We start from the raw sequence: 15,219 nt of genomic DNA, 5'->3' as shown, positions 1-15,219 counted from the left end.
AAAGGTTGTAAAAATGAAACATTTAGAAATAGAAATGAAAACACTTCTCAGTGAAGAAGAATACAATCGATTGCTAGCTCAATTTTCAGAAGTCACTCCTGTTACACAAAAAAATTACTACCTAGATACGCCTGATTTTTACCTTCGCCAACATAAAATCGCTATGCGCATTCGTACGTTCGATACAAGCGCCGAACTGACTATTAAGATTCCTCAAGAAGTCGGAAATATGGAATACAACCAAGACCTCACTCTTGAGGAGACTAAAAATTGTCTTGCCCAATGTAAACTTCCTCAGGGGATGATTCAAGAAGAACTGACTAGCCGTGGACTTTCAACAAGTGGTTGGGTGGTTTTAGGTTGCCTAACTACTGTTCGTTACGAAAAGGAAACAGCAATTGGACTCATGGCGCTTGATCAAAGCCGCTACTTTGATATTGTAGATTATGAACTAGAGCTAGAAGTTGAAAATGGTGACCAAGGAAGTCTTGATTTTCAGGAGTTTTTACAGGTAAATGAGATCCAATACAAGAAAGCACCTTCAAAATTAGTACGATTTATAGAAAATATGAAAAATAACTGAAATAATCTTCTTTTTTTGATAAAATAGAAGAGATAAAAAATAATAGAATCTGTGAAAGAAAACACTTTCCTTTAAAAATGTTTTTTCACCGATTTACTTAGTTTATAGAGGACGGTTTATCAATGTCAGATACAAAAAATATGAAGCTTTTTTCTCTTTCATCCAATCATGAAATTGCTCAAAAAATTGCGGATGCTGCAGGTGTTCCACTAGGAAAATTATCATCACGTCAATTCTCCGATGGTGAAATCCAAGTTAACATCGAAGAAAGTGTTCGTGGATATGATGTTTATATCATCCAGTCTACTTCTTATCCTGTTAGCAATCATTTGATGGAACTTTTAATCACAGTTGATGCCTGTGTTCGTGCTAGTGCAAATACAATCAATGTTGTCATGCCTTATTTTGGTTATGCTCGTCAAGATCGTATTGCTTCTTCTCGCGAACCTCTTACAGCTAAACTTGTTGCAAATATGTTAGTAAAAGCTGGGGTTAGCCGTGTATTGACACTGGACCTTCATGCTGTTCAGGTACAAGGTTTCTTTGATATTCCTGTAGATAACCTCTATACAATTCCGCTATTTGCAAAACACTACATTGATAAAGGCTTAACTGGTCCAGATGTGGTTGTTGTCAGCCCTAAAAACTCAGGTGTAAAACGTGCTCGTAGCCTTGCTGAATACCTTGATGCTCCGATTGCTATCATTGACTATGCCCAAGATGATTCTGAACGTAGCCAAGGTTACATTATCGGAGAGGTTGAAGGTAAGAAAGCAATCTTAATCGATGACATTCTTAATACAGGCCGTACTTTCTCTGAAGCTGCTAAAATTTTGGAACGCGATGGTGCTACTGAAATCTACGCGGTATCCAGCCATGGTTTGTTCGTCAACGGTGCTGCGGAGTTGTTGGATGAAGCTAATATCAAGGAAGTCTTGGTTACAGATTCTGTATTGACAGAAAGTAAAAAACCTAAGAATGTACAATATATTACTGCAAGCGAACTAATTGGTGATGCCATGGTTCGTATTCATGAAAGAAAACCAGTTAGTCCACTATTTAAATTTAAATAGAAATTAGGTGAGTTTTTGATTTATTTAGATAATGCTGCTACGACACCCATGTCATCTGCAGCTATCTCAGCAATGACTCAAGTCATGCAGGAGACTTATGGCAATCCTTCTAGTATTCATGGTCATGGGCGTCAAGCAGGAAAATTATTACGTGAAGCCCGTCAAGAGTTGGCAGGTTTACTAGGTACAAAGCCCCAACACATTTTCTTCACTTCTGGTGGTACAGAAAGTAATAATACAGCTATTATCGGCTACTGTCTTCGTCATCAAAATCGCGGAAAACACATTATTACTACTGCTATCGAGCATCACGCTGTACTTGAACCAATTGAATATCTGGTGGAAAATTTTGGGTTTGAAGTGACTATTTTAAAACCCGACGACAATCAAGAAATCACTGCAGATCAAGTCAAAAATGCACTGCGTGAAGATACTATTCTCGTTTCAACTATGTATGTTAACAATGAAACAGGTACTCTTTTACCAATCGCTGAAATTGGTCAGATTTTAAAAGTCCATTCAGCAGCTTATCATGTAGATGCTGTTCAAGCTGTCGGGAAGCTAAAGATTCTTCCTGAAGAACTAGGAATAGATTTCCTCAGTGCTTCTGCTCATAAATTTCACGGTCCAAAGGGTATCGGTTTCCTATACGTTGCTTCTTCAGATTTTGATCCTTACCTACATGGTGGAGATCAAGAACAGAAAAAAAGAGCAGGGACAGAAAACCTTCCCGCAATTATAGGTATGGTTGCAGCTCTTAAGGACGATATAGATCATCTAGAGGCTAACTTTAATAAAGTTCAAAAACTACAGAAAGTTTTTCTAACTGAAATGGCTGGATCAACCTATTATCTGAATCAAGGTAAAGAGCAACTCCCTTATGTCCTAAATATCGGATTTCCGGGACAACGCAACGATCTACTACTACTTCGTTTAGACCTTGAAGGTATTTCTATTTCAACAGGTTCTGCTTGTACAGCTGGTGTTGTTCAGGTCAGTCATGTTCTTCAAGCCTTCTACGGAGAAGAATCTCCTCGCTTACACGAGTCTGTACGCGTCAGCATTTCACCTCAAAATACGGAACAAGAAATGATAACTCTTGCTAAAACTCTTAAAAATATCATCGGAGGATAAACTTAATGGCATTTGAACAAACGATTAAACTTAAAAATTGTCGTTACGAATACACACTTAGTCCAACTGTTAAAAAATTTACGCTTAAAGATAATACTTTTTTTGAAACTAAGGTTGGTAACTATGAATTAACGCGTCTACTTGAAAAAGTTCCAAATAGTGGAGAAGGATTCCAACTTAAGATTATCATCAACAAAGACTTAACTGGTGTAAAAATCAATATCACTGATAAATTTGGTCTACGTTTAGTTGATATCTTCAAATCAGAAGAAACTCATATCCACCAAGAGAAATTCTACTTTTTGATGGATAGCCTGGTTGAACGTGGCGTATTTACAAAAAGCGAAAGATAGAAGGTCATTATGTTTCGATTAACTTACAAGGACTCCTATCAAGTAGAGCGTGTGCAAGAATATGAAGACTATGAAGCTCTTATGCTCTCTCTATCGGGTTGTGTAACTCTCCCTGATACTACTCATATTACTTCATTAACACATGATGGAGTTGAAATCTATCAAGGACTTCTAGGTGACCTCTACCGCTTTTTAAGGACTTACCACGAAACGAAGATAAACTAAGATTTTTTCTTAGTTTTTTTTCGTTATTGTTGCAATTTTCACAAGCTTTCTATAAAATAGTAGATAGAAAGGTTGTGATTTTGTGAAAGAAAAACAGTCTGCTATTCCTAAAGCAACAGCAAAGAGACTTTCTCTCTATTACCGTATTTTTAAAAGGTTTAATGCCGAGAAAATTGAAAGAGCTAATTCCAAACAAATTGCAGAAGCGATTGGAATTGATTCTGCCACTGTTCGTCGTGACTTCTCATACTTTGGCGAACTTGGACGTCGTGGATTTGGCTATGATGTCAAAAAGCTCATGAACTTTTTCGCTGATCTTTTAAATGATAATTCTATTACCAATGTTATGCTTGTGGGTATTGGAAATATGGGACATGCCCTCCTCCACTACCGCTTTCATGAGCGTAACAAAATGAAAATCATCATGGCTTTTGACCTAGATGATCATCCTGAGGTTGGTACCATGACACCCGACGGTGTTCCAATCTATGGAATCTCTCAAATAAAGGATAAAATTAAGGATAGTGATGTTAAAACTGCTATTCTTACTGTTCCTAGTGTTAAATCTCAAGAAGTTGCGGAACTTTTGGTTGATGCTGGTATCAAAGGTATCCTTAGTTTTTCTCCTGTTCACCTACATCTTCCTAAAGACGTAGTTGTTCAGTATGTCGATCTTACTAGCGAACTTCAAACCCTCCTCTATTTCATGCGAAAAGAGGATTAGAAAGCGAATTGATTTATGAAAAAACCAGTTATTGGGATTACAGGAAACGAAAATGCCCATCCAGACGATGAGCTTATGATGAGTTATGCTGCCAAAGGCTTTGTTGAAGGAGTTAAGGAAGCTGGTGGAATTCCCATTATCCTACCAATTGGTGATGAAGAAATGGCCGGTTACTACATTAGTTTAATTGATAAACTTATTTTAACTGGTGGACAAAACGTTGACCCTAAATACTATGGTGAGCCAAAAGCTATTGATAGCGACGATTACCACCTTCAACGTGATATTTTTGAGTTAGCCCTCATTAAAGAAGCAATCAAGCAAAAGAAACCAATTTTTTCTGTTTGTCGTGGTACTCAACTTTTTAACGTAGCCATGGGCGGATCTCTTTATCAAGATATCGAAGATCATTGGCAAGATACTTCTGCTGAATACACTACTCAGCGGCTTGTCACCGAACCAGATACTATTCTAAGAGAAATCTATGGAGAAATCTCTCATATCAATTCTTTCCACCATCAGAGCATCAAAGATTTAGCCCCTAATCTTAAGGTTGTAGCACATGATCCTAAAGATGGTATTATCGAAGCTGTTACATCTACGGACGGCTTCCCTTATCTTGGTGTTCAATGGCATCCTGAATTTCTCTTTGAAAATCGCCCCAAAGATAAAACACTTTTCGACTATGTCGTCAATGAATTATAATTTCGATAAATTAGCTAATTAATTATGAATGAACTTACCCCACCTTCTACTCATGAACTTTTAAGAGATTTAGAAATTAATGTCTTAATATCTGTTAAGAGCAAGGAAATTGACCATTTCTCAACCTATAAGGAAAAGAAAATAGAAGTTTATTTTCAACTTTCTAATCTATATAGTCTTTTAATGGCATATAGTTACCAATCATTTTCTAAGAATAAAGAGTATCTCGACAAACTCTCACTAAAAGACAAACAAAAAGAACTGAAAAAAAATCTCTAAAAAGGCAAAACCATTTTGTAAAAAGGCAGATGCCAAATTTAAAGGCAGATTTCGTTCTTCGCTTGTTTTTTACAGAGATATCTTGATCCACTCCAAAAAGTATTATAAAATTAAAGATTTCAATGCTATTGTCGACTTTATCGTGCAAGAAAAGTTGCTAGTCCCTGCAATTGATCCTCTTCCTAAAATTGATATGAAGGAAGTAGAGTCTTACGCTTTACAAGCGATTGAGCAGGGTCCTCTAAACTTCAAAAAATAATCCTATATCAGGTCCGTCTTCTCACGGTAACTAAAATAATCGGAATGTGAGACAATTAAATGGTCCAATAAGACCAATCCCATTAATTCGCAGGCTTCTTTAACAAGCTTGGTAACATGGTCGTCATTGGGGCTAGGAACTACTGCTCCTGATGGATGATTATGAACCAGAATCACAGATGTTGCCATATGCTTCAAAGCATAGTGGAGAATTTCTCTCGGTTCAGCAATGCTTCTCGTGGCAGACCCGATAAAAATAGTCTGCTGGTGAATGATTTGATTTTGAGTATTCAGATAGAGCGCTACTAGGTGCTCTTGTTTTTTATCTCCAAGTTCATCTTGCATCTTTTTAGCTAATTTACGACTGCTAAGAATACTCTCCATTTCCACTGTTTCCCTTTTATGGATACGGTAGCCTAATTCGATAACAGCTTGTAATTCGATAGCCTTAACACGCCCAATACCCGATAGAGTCTGCAATTCCTGTAGGCTCATTCTTTTTAGGTCGGTTAAACATGTTAGCTGATTTAAGACCTTCTGTGCTATTTCAAAAACATTTGCCTGTTTCGTGCCTGTCCTTAGTAATATTGCCAGTAATTCTTGATTGCTGAGTGCTTCTACTCCCTCTCTGACTAGTCTCTCTCTTGGTAAAAGCGAATCTTCTTGAAATGAAATACTATACATAAAAATCCTCCTCACTTTATTATTCGTGAGAAGGATGTTTAATTCGATAAAAACTAGTTATTTTTAGATTTTTTCAAGTGCAAGACGCAAATCTTCAATCAAATCGTCGACATTTTCAAGACCGATTGAAAGACGGATTTGATTTTTAGTTACTCCTGCTGCTTCTAGATCAAAGTCAGACAATTGAGCATGTGTTGTAGTTGCGGGATGAACGACCAATGATTTTGCATCTGCCACGTTTGCCAGGTTTGAGAAGATTTCTAAGCTGTCAATAACCTTACGTGCTTCTGCTTCTCCACCTTTAACGTGGAAAGTAAAGATTGAACCAACACCTTTTGGTAAGTATTTTTCAGCCAAGGCATGGTAAGGACTATCTGCAAGTTTTGGATAGTTTACCTGTTCAACTTTTGGGTGATTAACAAGGAAATCAACGATTTTTTCAGCATTTTGAACATGGCGTTCTACACGGAGAGAAAGTGTTTCAAGACCTTGCAAGAGCAAGAATGAGTTAAATGGTGATAGGGCAGCTCCCATATCGCGAAGCAATTGAACACGAGCAGCAACAATAAAGGCTGCAGCACCTACATCACGAGTATAGCTTAAATTATGGTAGCTTGGATCTTCTTCGACTAATTGAGGGAATTTCCCTGAAGCAGCCCAGTCAAATTTACCGCTATCAACGATGACACCACCAATAGTTGTACCGTGACCACCGATAAACTTAGTTGCCGAGTGAACTGAGATATCTACACCGTGTGAAAAGACATTAATGAGATATGGTGTTGCAAATGTATTGTCAGAAACCAAAGGAATTTGATGTTTGTGAGCAATTTCAGCAATTTTTTCGATATCGGGAATGTTGATAACTGGATTACCTAGTGTTTCAATCAAGACAAGTTTAGTGTTATCTTTTATTGCTGCCTCTACTTCTTCTAACTTGTCAATATCTACAAAAGTTGTGGTAATTCCATAACGAGGAAGAGTTTCTTTCAAGAGGTTAAAAGTACCACCATAGATAGTAGATGCCGCAACTACATGGTCTCCTGCATGAGCTAGTCCAAGAATGGTATAAGTAAGAGCTGCCATCCCAGAAGCTGTTGCAAGTGCACCTACTCCGCCTTCAAGGGCAGCGATACGCTCTTCAAAGGCTGATGTTGTTGGATTGGTAATACGAGTATAGATATTTCCAGCTTTTTGAAGGGCAAAAAGCTCTGCACCTTCTTGGGTATCTTCAAATACAAAAGATGTCGTTTGGTAAATAGGAACTGCACGAGATTTTGTAGTCGCATCTACCACTTGTCCTGCATGCAATTGTAGGGTTTCAAATTTAAATTCACGAGTCATTGTGAGTCCTCCTAAGATTTCATTAGCTTCATTGTATCACCTAATTCGCTCGGTTACAAATACAACTTTGTTATATCTTGGCATAAGAAATAGCTATGGCTATTATTTGAATTGTAGAACTTTTTTCAGATAGTTTAAAAAGTTTGTATTCAATTCTCCTATACTTTATAATGTTTAGAAAGGAGATCACTATGTCAGAAATTACTCATGAAATTGATGCAAACTTTGCTGGCCGTTTAAATATCTTGCGTGCTGGTGTACTGGGAGCAAATGATGGAATCATCTCTATCGCAGGAGTTGTTATCGGGGTTGCCAGTGCGACAAGTAATATCTGGATAATCTTCCTCTCAGGATTAGCCGCAATTCTTGCTGGTGCCTTTTCTATGGCTGGTGGCGAGTATGTATCCGTATCTACTCAAAAAGACACAGAGGAAGCTGCAGTAGCCCGTGAACAACTTCTTTTGGATAAAGATATGGAGGCTGCTAAAAAATCTCTTTACGCAGCTTATCTTCAAAATGGTGAGTGTGAAACATCAGCCCAACTATTAGTTAACAAAGCTTTTCTAAATAATCCACTTAAGGCTCTAGTCGAGGAAAAGTATGGAATCGAATACGAAGAATTTACTAATCCTTGGCATGCTGCAGCATCTAGCTTTATCGCCTTTGTCCTCGGAAGTCTTCCGCCCATGCTTTCAATAACTGTCTTTCCAAGTGACTATCGAATCTCTGCTACTGTTTTTATCGTTGCGATTTCTCTATTGATTACAGGTTACACCAGTGCCAAACTCGGAAAAGCCCCAACCAAAACAGCTATGATTCGTAACCTCTGTATAGGTCTTTTAACCATGGGAGTGACATATTTATTGGGTCAGTTATTTAGTATTTAAAAAAGATACCGTACGGTATCTTTTTTATTATACAAACATAAACAATTAAGTAAAACTACCAAAACCAACCTTTATCATCATCGATTGGTTCAGCCTCTTTTATCTTACGTGGTCCTGTTCCGTACATTTCTGCTTCGATATCTTCCTTTGTTGGCAAAATAGAGGCTAAGATGATGTAGATGATGATTCCAAGTCCGAAGTTTGCGATTGTAAAGATAGCAAAAATGAAGCGCACAAGAGTAACATCAAGATTCCATTTATCAGAGAGTCCAGCAAGTACTCCTGATATCATACGATTTCGTCTCATTTTGTAAAATTTTTTATTCATAGTTTGTACCTCTTTCGGTATTCTTGTAATAAGTATAACATGAAATAAAAACTGCTCGCATCAGTCCTTAGGCGGATTTTGCAAAATGAGTTTGCCACGACAGAGACCACAACGATAACGTTTGGTATCAATTCGTCGCTTTCGATGATAAGTCTGACTACAAGTCTGACAAGTATAGACTAGAACTGGTGTTTGACTGACACTTGATAAGGGTGGAACAAAGCGGAGCCCGTCCACTTCTTTTAACAGTTCCTTAAAGGCTAGATCTTTATGTTTATACCCTTTGCCGTCATAGTATAGATGATAATGACAGAGTTCGTGACGGACAATTTTCCGAAAAACCTCTAAACCTAGTTCTTGATAGACTTTGGGATTAAAATCCAAATGCCCATCCTTAGGGAAAAATCGCCCACCTGTCGACCGTAGACGAGAATTCCATTGAGCTTGGTGTTTGAAAGGTTTCCCAAAGTCTTCTAAAGAAACTTGTCGAACGTAATTAGTTAGATTCATCTGGTGCAAGGAGCGACAGATTTACTTTTTCGCGTTGGACATCAATCTTCTTCACCCAAACGGTTACCAAATCACCAACTGAAACGACTTGACTCGGATGCTTGATGAATTTCTTGCTCATGTGAGAGATATGAATCAGGCCATCCTCGTGAATACCAATATCAACAAAGGCACCGAAGTCAACGACGTTACGAACAACGCCCTCAAGCTTCTGGCCAACTTTTAAGTCTTTGATATCCAAGATATCCTGACGAAGGACTGGAGCATCAAAAGAATCACGGAAATCACGTCCTGGTTTTAAGAGATCTGCAATAATATCTTTAAGGGTTTCCTGACCGAGGTCTAATTCTTGGGCCATTTCATTGATTGAAATAGATTTGAGTTTGGCTTGCGCTTCTTCATTTAGGTCTTTAATGTCCAAACGTTTGAAGAGTTCCTTAACAGCAGCATAGTTTTCTGGGTGAACACCTGTGTTGTCAAGGATATTGCTACTTTCAGGGATACGGAGGAAACCTGCAGCCTGTTCAAACGCTTTAGCACCTAATCGAGGGACTTTCTTGATTTGGGCGCGTGAAGTGATTTTACCTTCTTCTTCACGATATTTCACGATATTTTCAGAGATTGTTTTGTTAAGACCAGCTACGTGCGAAAGTAAGGCTGGACTAGCTGTATTGACATTGACACCGACTTGGTTTACTACTGTATCAACAACAAAGTCAAGACTTTCAGACAGTTTTTTCTGACTAACATCGTGCTGATATTGACCGACACCGATGGATTTGGGATCAATTTTAACCAATTCAGCAAGTGGGTCTTGCAAACGACGAGCAATAGAAATAGCAGAGCGTTTCTCAACAGTTAACTCTGGAAACTCTTGACGAGCAAGTTCACTAGCTGAGTAGACAGATGCCCCGCTCTCATTTACAATGACATAGCTGACCTCAGGAAAATCTTTAAGTACTTCAGCGACGAAGGCTTCACTCTCACGACTAGCAGTACCATTACCGATGGCAATGATTTCCACACCATATTGACCAATCAAATCTGCCAAATCTCTCTTTGCTTCTTCAATCTGACGAGATGAAGCTGGTTTGACTGGATAAATGACTTGCGTTGTTAGCATCTTCCCAGTTGCATCAACGACTGCAAGCTTGGCCCCTGTACGAAAGGCTGGGTCAAAACCAAGGACCACGCGCCCTTTAAGAGGAGCAACAAGGAGAAGATTGCGAAGGTTTTCTGAGAAGAGTTGGATAGCTCCTTCTTCTGCCTTTTCTGTTAGTTCAGTGCGAATACGACGCTCAATAGCTGGTAATACTTTTTTCTTAACAGATTGCTGAATGACTTCATCAATATAAGCATTCTTAACCTTGAAACGAGCAGCAAAGAAGGCTTGGATACGATCAACTGCATGCTCAAATCCAATCTTCAAAACACCTAGCTTCTCACCACGATTAAGGGCAAGCGTACGGTAGCCCTGCATATTGGCAACTGTTTCTGAGAAGTCATAATAAATCTGAAAGACTTGTTTTTCATCTAGACTCTCGTCTTTAAGTTGAGATGTAATCTTAGAATGTCTAAGGACTTCTTGATAGGTCATTGAACGCAAGTTGACATCTTCAGAGAGAGCTTCAACCAAGATGTCTACAGCCCCAGCCAAAGCTTCTTGAGGAGTTTCGAAACCTTCACAGACAAATGTTTCTGCTTCTTTTTCTAGGTCAGATACATTTTGTAAGATTAAGCGAGCAAGTGGAAAGAGTCCAGCTTCACGCGCAATCGTTGCCTTGGTGCGACGTTTTTCCTTATAGGGAAGATAAAGTTCTTCTACATCTGCTAATTTTTCGGCAGAAAGAATTGCTTCTTCTAATTCCTTGGTTAACTTGCCTTGCTCTTTGATTTTTGCTAAAACAGTTTCTTTACGATCGTTGAGAGCTGTTAGACTTTTATCGAGGTCGATAATAGCTTTAATAGCAACTTCATCTAGGCTACCAGTCATGTCTTTCCGATAACGGGCGATAAAGGGGATAGTTGCTCCTTCTGCTGTCAAAGACAAGACAGTATCAATCTGCTTTAAAGTTACACCCAAATCTTGGGAAATTTTTTCATATTTTTTATCCATAAAACTATTATACCATAAGGAAGAAAGCTTGTTTTCATTAATTTGATGCTTTCATTCAACTTTATAAAGATAAAAGCCATGTTTATTTTAAAATCCAACTATTTCTTAGAAATAATAGTATAATAGTGTTAACTAAAAGAATCGAGGTATGCCTTATGGCTGTTAAATTTACAAAAACTGATGACTTAGATAAGATGTTCGAAGAATTCGCTAAACTCCCTGACTTGAAGCAAGTGACTTTCCCAGACGACAAAGAAAAGAAAGATAAGGCAGAAAAGAAAAAATAAATGACACTCTTTCAAAGTTTACCTTCTAGTGTGCTACAAGCTGGCGCCATTTTTCTTTCAATTATCATTGAAGCTTTACCCTTTGTCTTAATCGGTAGCATCATATCTGGTGTCATTGAAGTCTATGTGACTCCTGAGAAGGTCTATAAGTTTCTCCCTAAAAATCGCTTGGGGAGAATCTTTTTTGGTAGCTTCATCGGTTTTCTCTTTCCCTCTTGTGAGTGTGGAATCGTTCCGATCATCAATCGCTTTTTAGAAAAGAAGCTTCCTAGCTATACAGCTGTTCCCTTTCTAGTAACAGCTCCTATCATCAATCCCATCGTACTTTTTGCGACTTATTCAGCCTTTGGTCATTCAATTCAAATGGTTTTCCTAAGAGCTTTGGGCGCGATTCTAGTTGCTACTATATTGGGTATCTTTCTTGGATTTTTCTGGGAGGGACCTATCCAAAAGGAAAATAGATTGGCTTGCCATGAGCATGATTTTTCTCACTTGAGTAAAAGTCAAAAAATCCTTCAGGTATTCATTCAAGCTATTGATGAATTCTTTGATATGGGACGTTATTTGGTCTTTGGCTGTCTTTTTGCAAGTATAGTCCAAGTCTATGTTCCAACTCGTATCCTGACATCCATCAGTGCGACACCACTACTAGCGATTGTTCTTTTGATGGTCTTGTCCTTTATTCTATCACTCTGTAGTGATGCGGATGCCTTTATCGGATCTTCTCTTCTATCAAGTTTTGGCTTTGCTCCAGTGCTTGCCTTTCTGGTTATAGGTCCCATGCTTGATGTCAAGAACCTCCTCATGATGAAGAATTATCTCAAAACACGCTTTATTTGGCAATTCATGACAATTGTAACTCTTGTTGTTCTTGTCTATTCTTATCTAGTCGGGGTGATGCTATGATTCGATTTTTTATCTTATTTGGCTATTTTATCTTAACCCTTTATCTGCACCTATCAGGTAAGCTTAATCAGTATATAAACCTCCACTACTCTTATCTGGCTTATATCAGCATGGTTTTGTCATTTTTACTAGCCATCGTTCAAGCCTATATTTTCTTCAAGCGTTTGAAAGAACATAGTCACTTGCATAGTTTTTCAGCCAAGCTTGCTAGTTTTGTCCTCTTAAGTTTACCCTTGTTAGTTGGATTTACTTTTCCAACAGTCACTCTGGATTCACAAACAGTATCGGCAAAAGGGTATTATTTCCCTTTGTCGGAAGGAACTGACAAGGCAATTCAAGCAAGTGAAGGAACGAGCAGTCAGTATCTCAAACCAGATACTAGCAGGTTTTATTCACAAACAGCTCATGAAAATATTATTCGAAAGAGTGCTGATAAATACTTAGCTCAATCTAGAATAGTTATCAATGATGAAAATTACCTGGAGGTCATGGAAGCTATCTATGATTTTCCAAACGAATTTGAAGGCAAGGAAATCGAGTTTATTGGCTTTGTCTACAACGATCCAAATCATACCAATAGTCAATTTGTTTTTCGCTTTGGTATTATGCACTGTATCGCTGATTCAGGAGTTTTTGGCCTTTTGACCACTGGAAACACTAATCAGTACGAAAATAACACTTGGGTCAGAGTCAAAGGTAATATTAGCAATCACTATCACAAAGAACTCAACCAAGTCCTCCCAACCCTTGAAGTCAAGTCCTTTGTAAAAGTCGATAAACCAGAGAATACTTATGTTTACAAAGAATTTTAAAAAGTAGCCTGAGAGGGCTACTTTTTCTTGTTTAATAAGGTTGAATGATTGACATATTCAAAATATTAGATTTCTGTATTTCAGAATTCTAATACTGTCTGTTTATCTATTTTTTTCTTATAGGATTTAAACATCCAAGCTTAATTGTTGCCATTAACTCTAAATGAATGTTCAGAGATCCATTTGGTGTAGCTAGATAACCTTTCATCTGTTAAGGAGTCTACTGCGATAGTTACACACATATCTACCGCTTCTTCAACTGTTACAGAAAAACGATAACCATTTAACTGTAGAAATTTCACCAAAACAAAGAAAGCAGTTCGTTTATTAGCATTGGCAAAAACATGCTTCTTGATCAATTGGACAAATAGTATCGTTGCCTTATCAAAAATTGTTGGATAAAGAGGTTTACCGAAGACAAATTGTTCTGGTAAATTGACAATCATATTTAAGGCAGAAGGACTAACTGTTTGAATTTTTTCATTAGGTGAATACCGTTGAATTGCTAAAGCATTGATTTTTTCAATTTGCTTTTCTGTCAGATAGACTGTCATTTTTCCACCAAAGCTTTGAAAACATCATCGTATTCGTCAAAAATTTTGTCCAAATTTAAGTCAAAGGCATCATCAGATACATAAGAAATCTGATGTCCAGACTCTTCGGGAGTAAAGATAATTTCACCACTTGGTAACAATTTTGCTTCGTATTTAACACCACTTGGAATATTGAATTCACTTGGAATGGTGATGGTGATTGAATTTCCTTGTTTTCTTGTTTTTACTACCATCTGATTTCCTCCTTTGAAGTATTATAACAAATAATTACCGTAATTACAATAAGAGGATATCAGTCAGAATACTCCTGCATGAGAGATTTCTTCAAACAACTCATCCAAATAAACCGAATATGCATTTAGATCAGACGCTTTGTGGTCGTTCATTGCTTGCCCACATCTACAAGTCCATTTTCCCATAATTAACCTCAGTCACTACTTAATTCTTCGATGAAAAATTGATTGAGAGTACCCCAATCTCTTTTATCCTTCTTCCACTATGTTCATTTTATCAGATTTCTAATACTTTATCAAAAATTAATATAGTATATAAACAAAAAGCCTCCAAGAGGCTTTTTGTCATTTCACGATATCTTTATACATATCTGGTCTTCTATCTCTAAAGAGACCCCAATTCAGGCGTTCATTTGCTCCCTTGTCAAGGTCATAAATGGTTAAGAGGATTGCTTCATCTTGTCGTTCGGCTTGACTTAAAATAGCTCCTGTTTCATCGGTCATAAAGGATGAACCGTAGAAGTTAAGGCTGGAACTTTGTCCCCCATTTTCTTCACAAGGAGTGACTTCTTCTAAACCATAACGATTGGCTGCAATAACTGGCACAATATTTGCTGCTGCATGCCCTTGCATAGTACGTTGCCAATGACCACAACTATCTGTATCCAAAATAGGCTCTGAACCAATAGCTGTTGGATAAAAGAGCAATTCTGCGCCATTTAGAGCAAGGCAACGGGCAGTTTCAGGGAACCATTGATCCCAACAGATCCCAATACCAATCTTGGCGTAGCGAGTATCCCAGACCTTGAAACCAGTATTTCCAGGAGTGAAATAGAATTTCTCTTGGTAATAATGGTCGTCAGGAATGTGAGTCTTCCGATAAACGCCAAGTACTTCTCCATCTGCATCAATGATAGCAATAGAATTGTACAAGACATTACCATCTTTTTCATAGAAACTGATTGGTAAAACGACCTTAAGCTCCTTGGCAATCCCTTTAAAATGCTGAATAGCTGTATTTTCTGATACCGACTGGGCATACTGGTAGTAGTCATACTGACGCTCCTGACAGAAATAGGGACGTTCAAATAATTCAGGCAAGAGAATAATTTGGGCTCCTTGCTCAGCAGCTTGTCGAACTAAACGTTCTGCTGTTTGGATATTCGTTTCCACATCCTTAGCGCATTGCATCTGAATAGCTGCAACCGTTACATTTCTCATCTT

The 15,219-nt window shown here is 37.9% G+C and carries 20 protein-coding genes; 12 read left to right on the top strand and 8 right to left on the bottom strand.

From position 1 onward, the window contains the following. Window positions 1-13 precede the first annotated feature (13 nt). From AB8E63_RS02600 to AB8E63_RS02565, 8 genes are all read left to right on the top strand, one after another. Entirely contained in the window at window positions 14-583 is a 570-nt protein-coding gene (locus AB8E63_RS02600; RefSeq protein ID WP_368909801.1) for a CYTH domain-containing protein, read from the top strand. A gap of 122 nt (window positions 584-705) precedes the next feature. Beyond that, window positions 706-1,656 carry a ribose-phosphate diphosphokinase gene (locus AB8E63_RS02595; RefSeq protein WP_368909800.1) on the top strand — a complete coding sequence of 317 codons (951 nt, stop codon included), beginning with the start codon at window positions 706-708 and terminating at the stop codon, window positions 1,654-1,656. A gap of 15 nt (window positions 1,657-1,671) precedes the next feature. Beyond that, complete coding sequence (locus tag AB8E63_RS02590) at window positions 1,672-2,790, top strand: cysteine desulfurase family protein (protein WP_368909799.1); 1,119 nt, start codon at window positions 1,672-1,674, stop codon at window positions 2,788-2,790. A 5-nt stretch (window positions 2,791-2,795) separates the two neighbouring features. After that, window positions 2,796-3,143 (top strand): DUF1831 domain-containing protein, encoded by a 348-nt coding sequence (locus AB8E63_RS02585; RefSeq protein WP_004252935.1) that lies wholly within the window; start codon window positions 2,796-2,798, stop codon window positions 3,141-3,143. Between the two features lie 9 nt (window positions 3,144-3,152). Continuing rightward, a complete protein-coding gene (locus tag AB8E63_RS02580; protein ID WP_006148519.1) occupies window positions 3,153-3,368 on the top strand; it encodes a DUF4649 family protein in 216 nt (71 codons plus the stop codon). Window positions 3,369-3,450: 82 nt separating this feature from the next. After that, on the top strand, window positions 3,451-4,092 hold the full coding sequence (locus AB8E63_RS02575; RefSeq protein WP_368909798.1) for a redox-sensing transcriptional repressor Rex: 642 nt from the start codon (window positions 3,451-3,453) through the stop codon (window positions 4,090-4,092). A gap of 15 nt (window positions 4,093-4,107) precedes the next feature. Further along, window positions 4,108-4,797, top strand: coding sequence for a gamma-glutamyl-gamma-aminobutyrate hydrolase family protein (locus AB8E63_RS02570; RefSeq protein ID WP_368909797.1), 690 nt, complete (start codon window positions 4,108-4,110; stop codon window positions 4,795-4,797). Window positions 4,798-4,821: 24 nt separating this feature from the next. Beyond that, window positions 4,822-5,076, top strand: a complete 255-nt coding sequence (locus AB8E63_RS02565) for a hypothetical protein (RefSeq protein WP_368909796.1) — start codon at window positions 4,822-4,824, stop codon at window positions 5,074-5,076. A gap of 261 nt (window positions 5,077-5,337) precedes the next feature. Here the strand turns inward: AB8E63_RS02565 and radC are convergent, their stop codons facing one another. Together radC and AB8E63_RS02555 are read right to left on the bottom strand one after the other, a co-directional pair. Then, window positions 5,338-6,018, bottom strand: a complete 681-nt coding sequence (radC, locus tag AB8E63_RS02560) for a DNA repair protein RadC (protein ID WP_368909794.1) — start codon at window positions 6,016-6,018, stop codon at window positions 5,338-5,340. 63 nt (window positions 6,019-6,081) lie between these two features. Next, window positions 6,082-7,362 carry an O-acetylhomoserine aminocarboxypropyltransferase/cysteine synthase family protein gene (locus AB8E63_RS02555; protein WP_368909793.1) on the bottom strand — a complete coding sequence of 427 codons (1,281 nt, stop codon included), beginning with the start codon at window positions 7,360-7,362 and terminating at the stop codon, window positions 6,082-6,084. A gap of 191 nt (window positions 7,363-7,553) precedes the next feature. Here AB8E63_RS02555 and AB8E63_RS02550 point away from each other — a divergent pair, with 191 nt between their 5' ends. After that, window positions 7,554-8,249, top strand: a complete 696-nt coding sequence (locus AB8E63_RS02550) for a VIT family protein (protein ID WP_368909792.1) — start codon at window positions 7,554-7,556, stop codon at window positions 8,247-8,249. Between the two features lie 55 nt (window positions 8,250-8,304). Here AB8E63_RS02550 and AB8E63_RS02545 read toward each other — a convergent pair whose 3' ends face one another. The 3 genes from AB8E63_RS02545 to AB8E63_RS02535 are packed head-to-tail and all read right to left on the bottom strand — an operon-like array spanning window position 8,305 to window position 11,203. After that, entirely contained in the window at window positions 8,305-8,577 is a 273-nt protein-coding gene (locus tag AB8E63_RS02545) for a PspC domain-containing protein (protein WP_368909791.1), read from the bottom strand. A gap of 60 nt (window positions 8,578-8,637) precedes the next feature. Further along, entirely contained in the window at window positions 8,638-9,087 is a 450-nt protein-coding gene (locus AB8E63_RS02540; protein WP_368909790.1) for a SprT family protein, read from the bottom strand. Further along, window positions 9,074-11,203: a Tex family protein gene (locus AB8E63_RS02535; protein ID WP_368909789.1), complete on the bottom strand. Its 2,130-nt coding sequence runs from the start codon at window positions 11,201-11,203 to the stop codon at window positions 9,074-9,076. The genes AB8E63_RS02540 and AB8E63_RS02535 overlap by 14 nt, the downstream gene beginning before the upstream one ends. A 155-nt stretch (window positions 11,204-11,358) precedes the next feature. On the opposite strand from AB8E63_RS02535, the gene AB8E63_RS02530 reads away from it, so the two are divergent. Genes AB8E63_RS02530 through AB8E63_RS02520 form a run of 3 tightly spaced genes read left to right on the top strand, consistent with a single transcriptional unit; the run spans window position 11,359 to window position 13,208 of the window. After that, entirely contained in the window at window positions 11,359-11,490 is a 132-nt protein-coding gene (locus AB8E63_RS02530; protein WP_000268695.1) for an SPJ_0845 family protein, read from the top strand. Then, window positions 11,491-12,396: a permease gene (locus AB8E63_RS02525; protein WP_368909788.1), complete on the top strand. Its 906-nt coding sequence runs from the start codon at window positions 11,491-11,493 to the stop codon at window positions 12,394-12,396. Next, window positions 12,393-13,208 (top strand): TIGR03943 family protein, encoded by an 816-nt coding sequence (locus AB8E63_RS02520; protein ID WP_368909787.1) that lies wholly within the window; start codon window positions 12,393-12,395, stop codon window positions 13,206-13,208. Before AB8E63_RS02525 ends, AB8E63_RS02520 begins: the two co-directional genes overlap by 4 nt. Window positions 13,209-13,348: 140 nt before the next feature. Here AB8E63_RS02520 and AB8E63_RS02515 read toward each other — a convergent pair whose 3' ends face one another. The 3 genes from AB8E63_RS02515 to aguB all read right to left on the bottom strand — a co-directional run bounded on the left by AB8E63_RS02515 (window position 13,349) and on the right by aguB (window position 15,216). Then, on the bottom strand, window positions 13,349-13,762 hold the full coding sequence (locus AB8E63_RS02515; RefSeq protein WP_368909786.1) for a type II toxin-antitoxin system death-on-curing family toxin: 414 nt from the start codon (window positions 13,760-13,762) through the stop codon (window positions 13,349-13,351). After that, window positions 13,759-13,995, bottom strand: coding sequence for an AbrB family transcriptional regulator (locus AB8E63_RS02510; protein ID WP_000260607.1), 237 nt, complete (start codon window positions 13,993-13,995; stop codon window positions 13,759-13,761). The genes AB8E63_RS02515 and AB8E63_RS02510 overlap by 4 nt, the downstream gene beginning before the upstream one ends. A 345-nt stretch (window positions 13,996-14,340) precedes the next feature. Next, a complete protein-coding gene (gene aguB, locus AB8E63_RS02505; protein ID WP_368909785.1) occupies window positions 14,341-15,216 on the bottom strand; it encodes an N-carbamoylputrescine amidase in 876 nt (291 codons plus the stop codon). Between the last annotated feature and the right edge of the window lie 3 nt (window positions 15,217-15,219).

Source organism: Streptococcus sp. oral taxon 061 (genome assembly GCF_964211575.1).
GTDB lineage: Bacteria > Bacillota > Bacilli > Lactobacillales > Streptococcaceae > Streptococcus.
This window is presented reverse-complemented; position numbering and strand designations above follow the sequence as displayed.

Bases quoted from the DNA above. Each gene is read 5' to 3' on its own strand.
- AB8E63_RS02565 (WP_368909796.1), top strand. From the start codon at position 4,822: ATGAATGAACTTACCCCACCTTCTACTCATGAACTTTTAAGAGATTTA.
- AB8E63_RS02525 (WP_368909788.1), top strand. From the start codon at position 11,491: ATGACACTCTTTCAAAGTTTACCTTCTAGTGTGCTACAAGCTGGCGCC.
- AB8E63_RS02585 (WP_004252935.1), top strand. From the start codon at position 2,796: ATGGCATTTGAACAAACGATTAAACTTAAAAATTGTCGTTACGAATAC.
- radC (WP_368909794.1), bottom strand. From the start codon at position 6,018: ATGTATAGTATTTCATTTCAAGAAGATTCGCTTTTACCAAGAGAGAGA.
- AB8E63_RS02570 (WP_368909797.1), top strand. From the start codon at position 4,108: ATGAAAAAACCAGTTATTGGGATTACAGGAAACGAAAATGCCCATCCA.
- AB8E63_RS02595 (WP_368909800.1), top strand. From the start codon at position 706: ATGTCAGATACAAAAAATATGAAGCTTTTTTCTCTTTCATCCAATCAT.
- AB8E63_RS02580 (WP_006148519.1), top strand. From the start codon at position 3,153: ATGTTTCGATTAACTTACAAGGACTCCTATCAAGTAGAGCGTGTGCAA.
- AB8E63_RS02550 (WP_368909792.1), top strand. From the start codon at position 7,554: ATGTCAGAAATTACTCATGAAATTGATGCAAACTTTGCTGGCCGTTTA.
- aguB (WP_368909785.1), bottom strand. From the start codon at position 15,216: ATGAGAAATGTAACGGTTGCAGCTATTCAGATGCAATGCGCTAAGGAT.
- AB8E63_RS02510 (WP_000260607.1), bottom strand. From the start codon at position 13,995: ATGGTAGTAAAAACAAGAAAACAAGGAAATTCAATCACCATCACCATT.
- AB8E63_RS02515 (WP_368909786.1), bottom strand. From the start codon at position 13,762: ATGACAGTCTATCTGACAGAAAAGCAAATTGAAAAAATCAATGCTTTA.
- AB8E63_RS02535 (WP_368909789.1), bottom strand. From the start codon at position 11,203: ATGGATAAAAAATATGAAAAAATTTCCCAAGATTTGGGTGTAACTTTA.
- AB8E63_RS02520 (WP_368909787.1), top strand. From the start codon at position 12,393: ATGATTCGATTTTTTATCTTATTTGGCTATTTTATCTTAACCCTTTAT.
- AB8E63_RS02600 (WP_368909801.1), top strand. From the start codon at position 14: ATGAAACATTTAGAAATAGAAATGAAAACACTTCTCAGTGAAGAAGAA.
- AB8E63_RS02555 (WP_368909793.1), bottom strand. From the start codon at position 7,362: ATGACTCGTGAATTTAAATTTGAAACCCTACAATTGCATGCAGGACAA.
- AB8E63_RS02545 (WP_368909791.1), bottom strand. From the start codon at position 8,577: ATGAATAAAAAATTTTACAAAATGAGACGAAATCGTATGATATCAGGA.
- AB8E63_RS02530 (WP_000268695.1), top strand. From the start codon at position 11,359: ATGGCTGTTAAATTTACAAAAACTGATGACTTAGATAAGATGTTCGAA.
- AB8E63_RS02540 (WP_368909790.1), bottom strand. From the start codon at position 9,087: ATGAATCTAACTAATTACGTTCGACAAGTTTCTTTAGAAGACTTTGGG.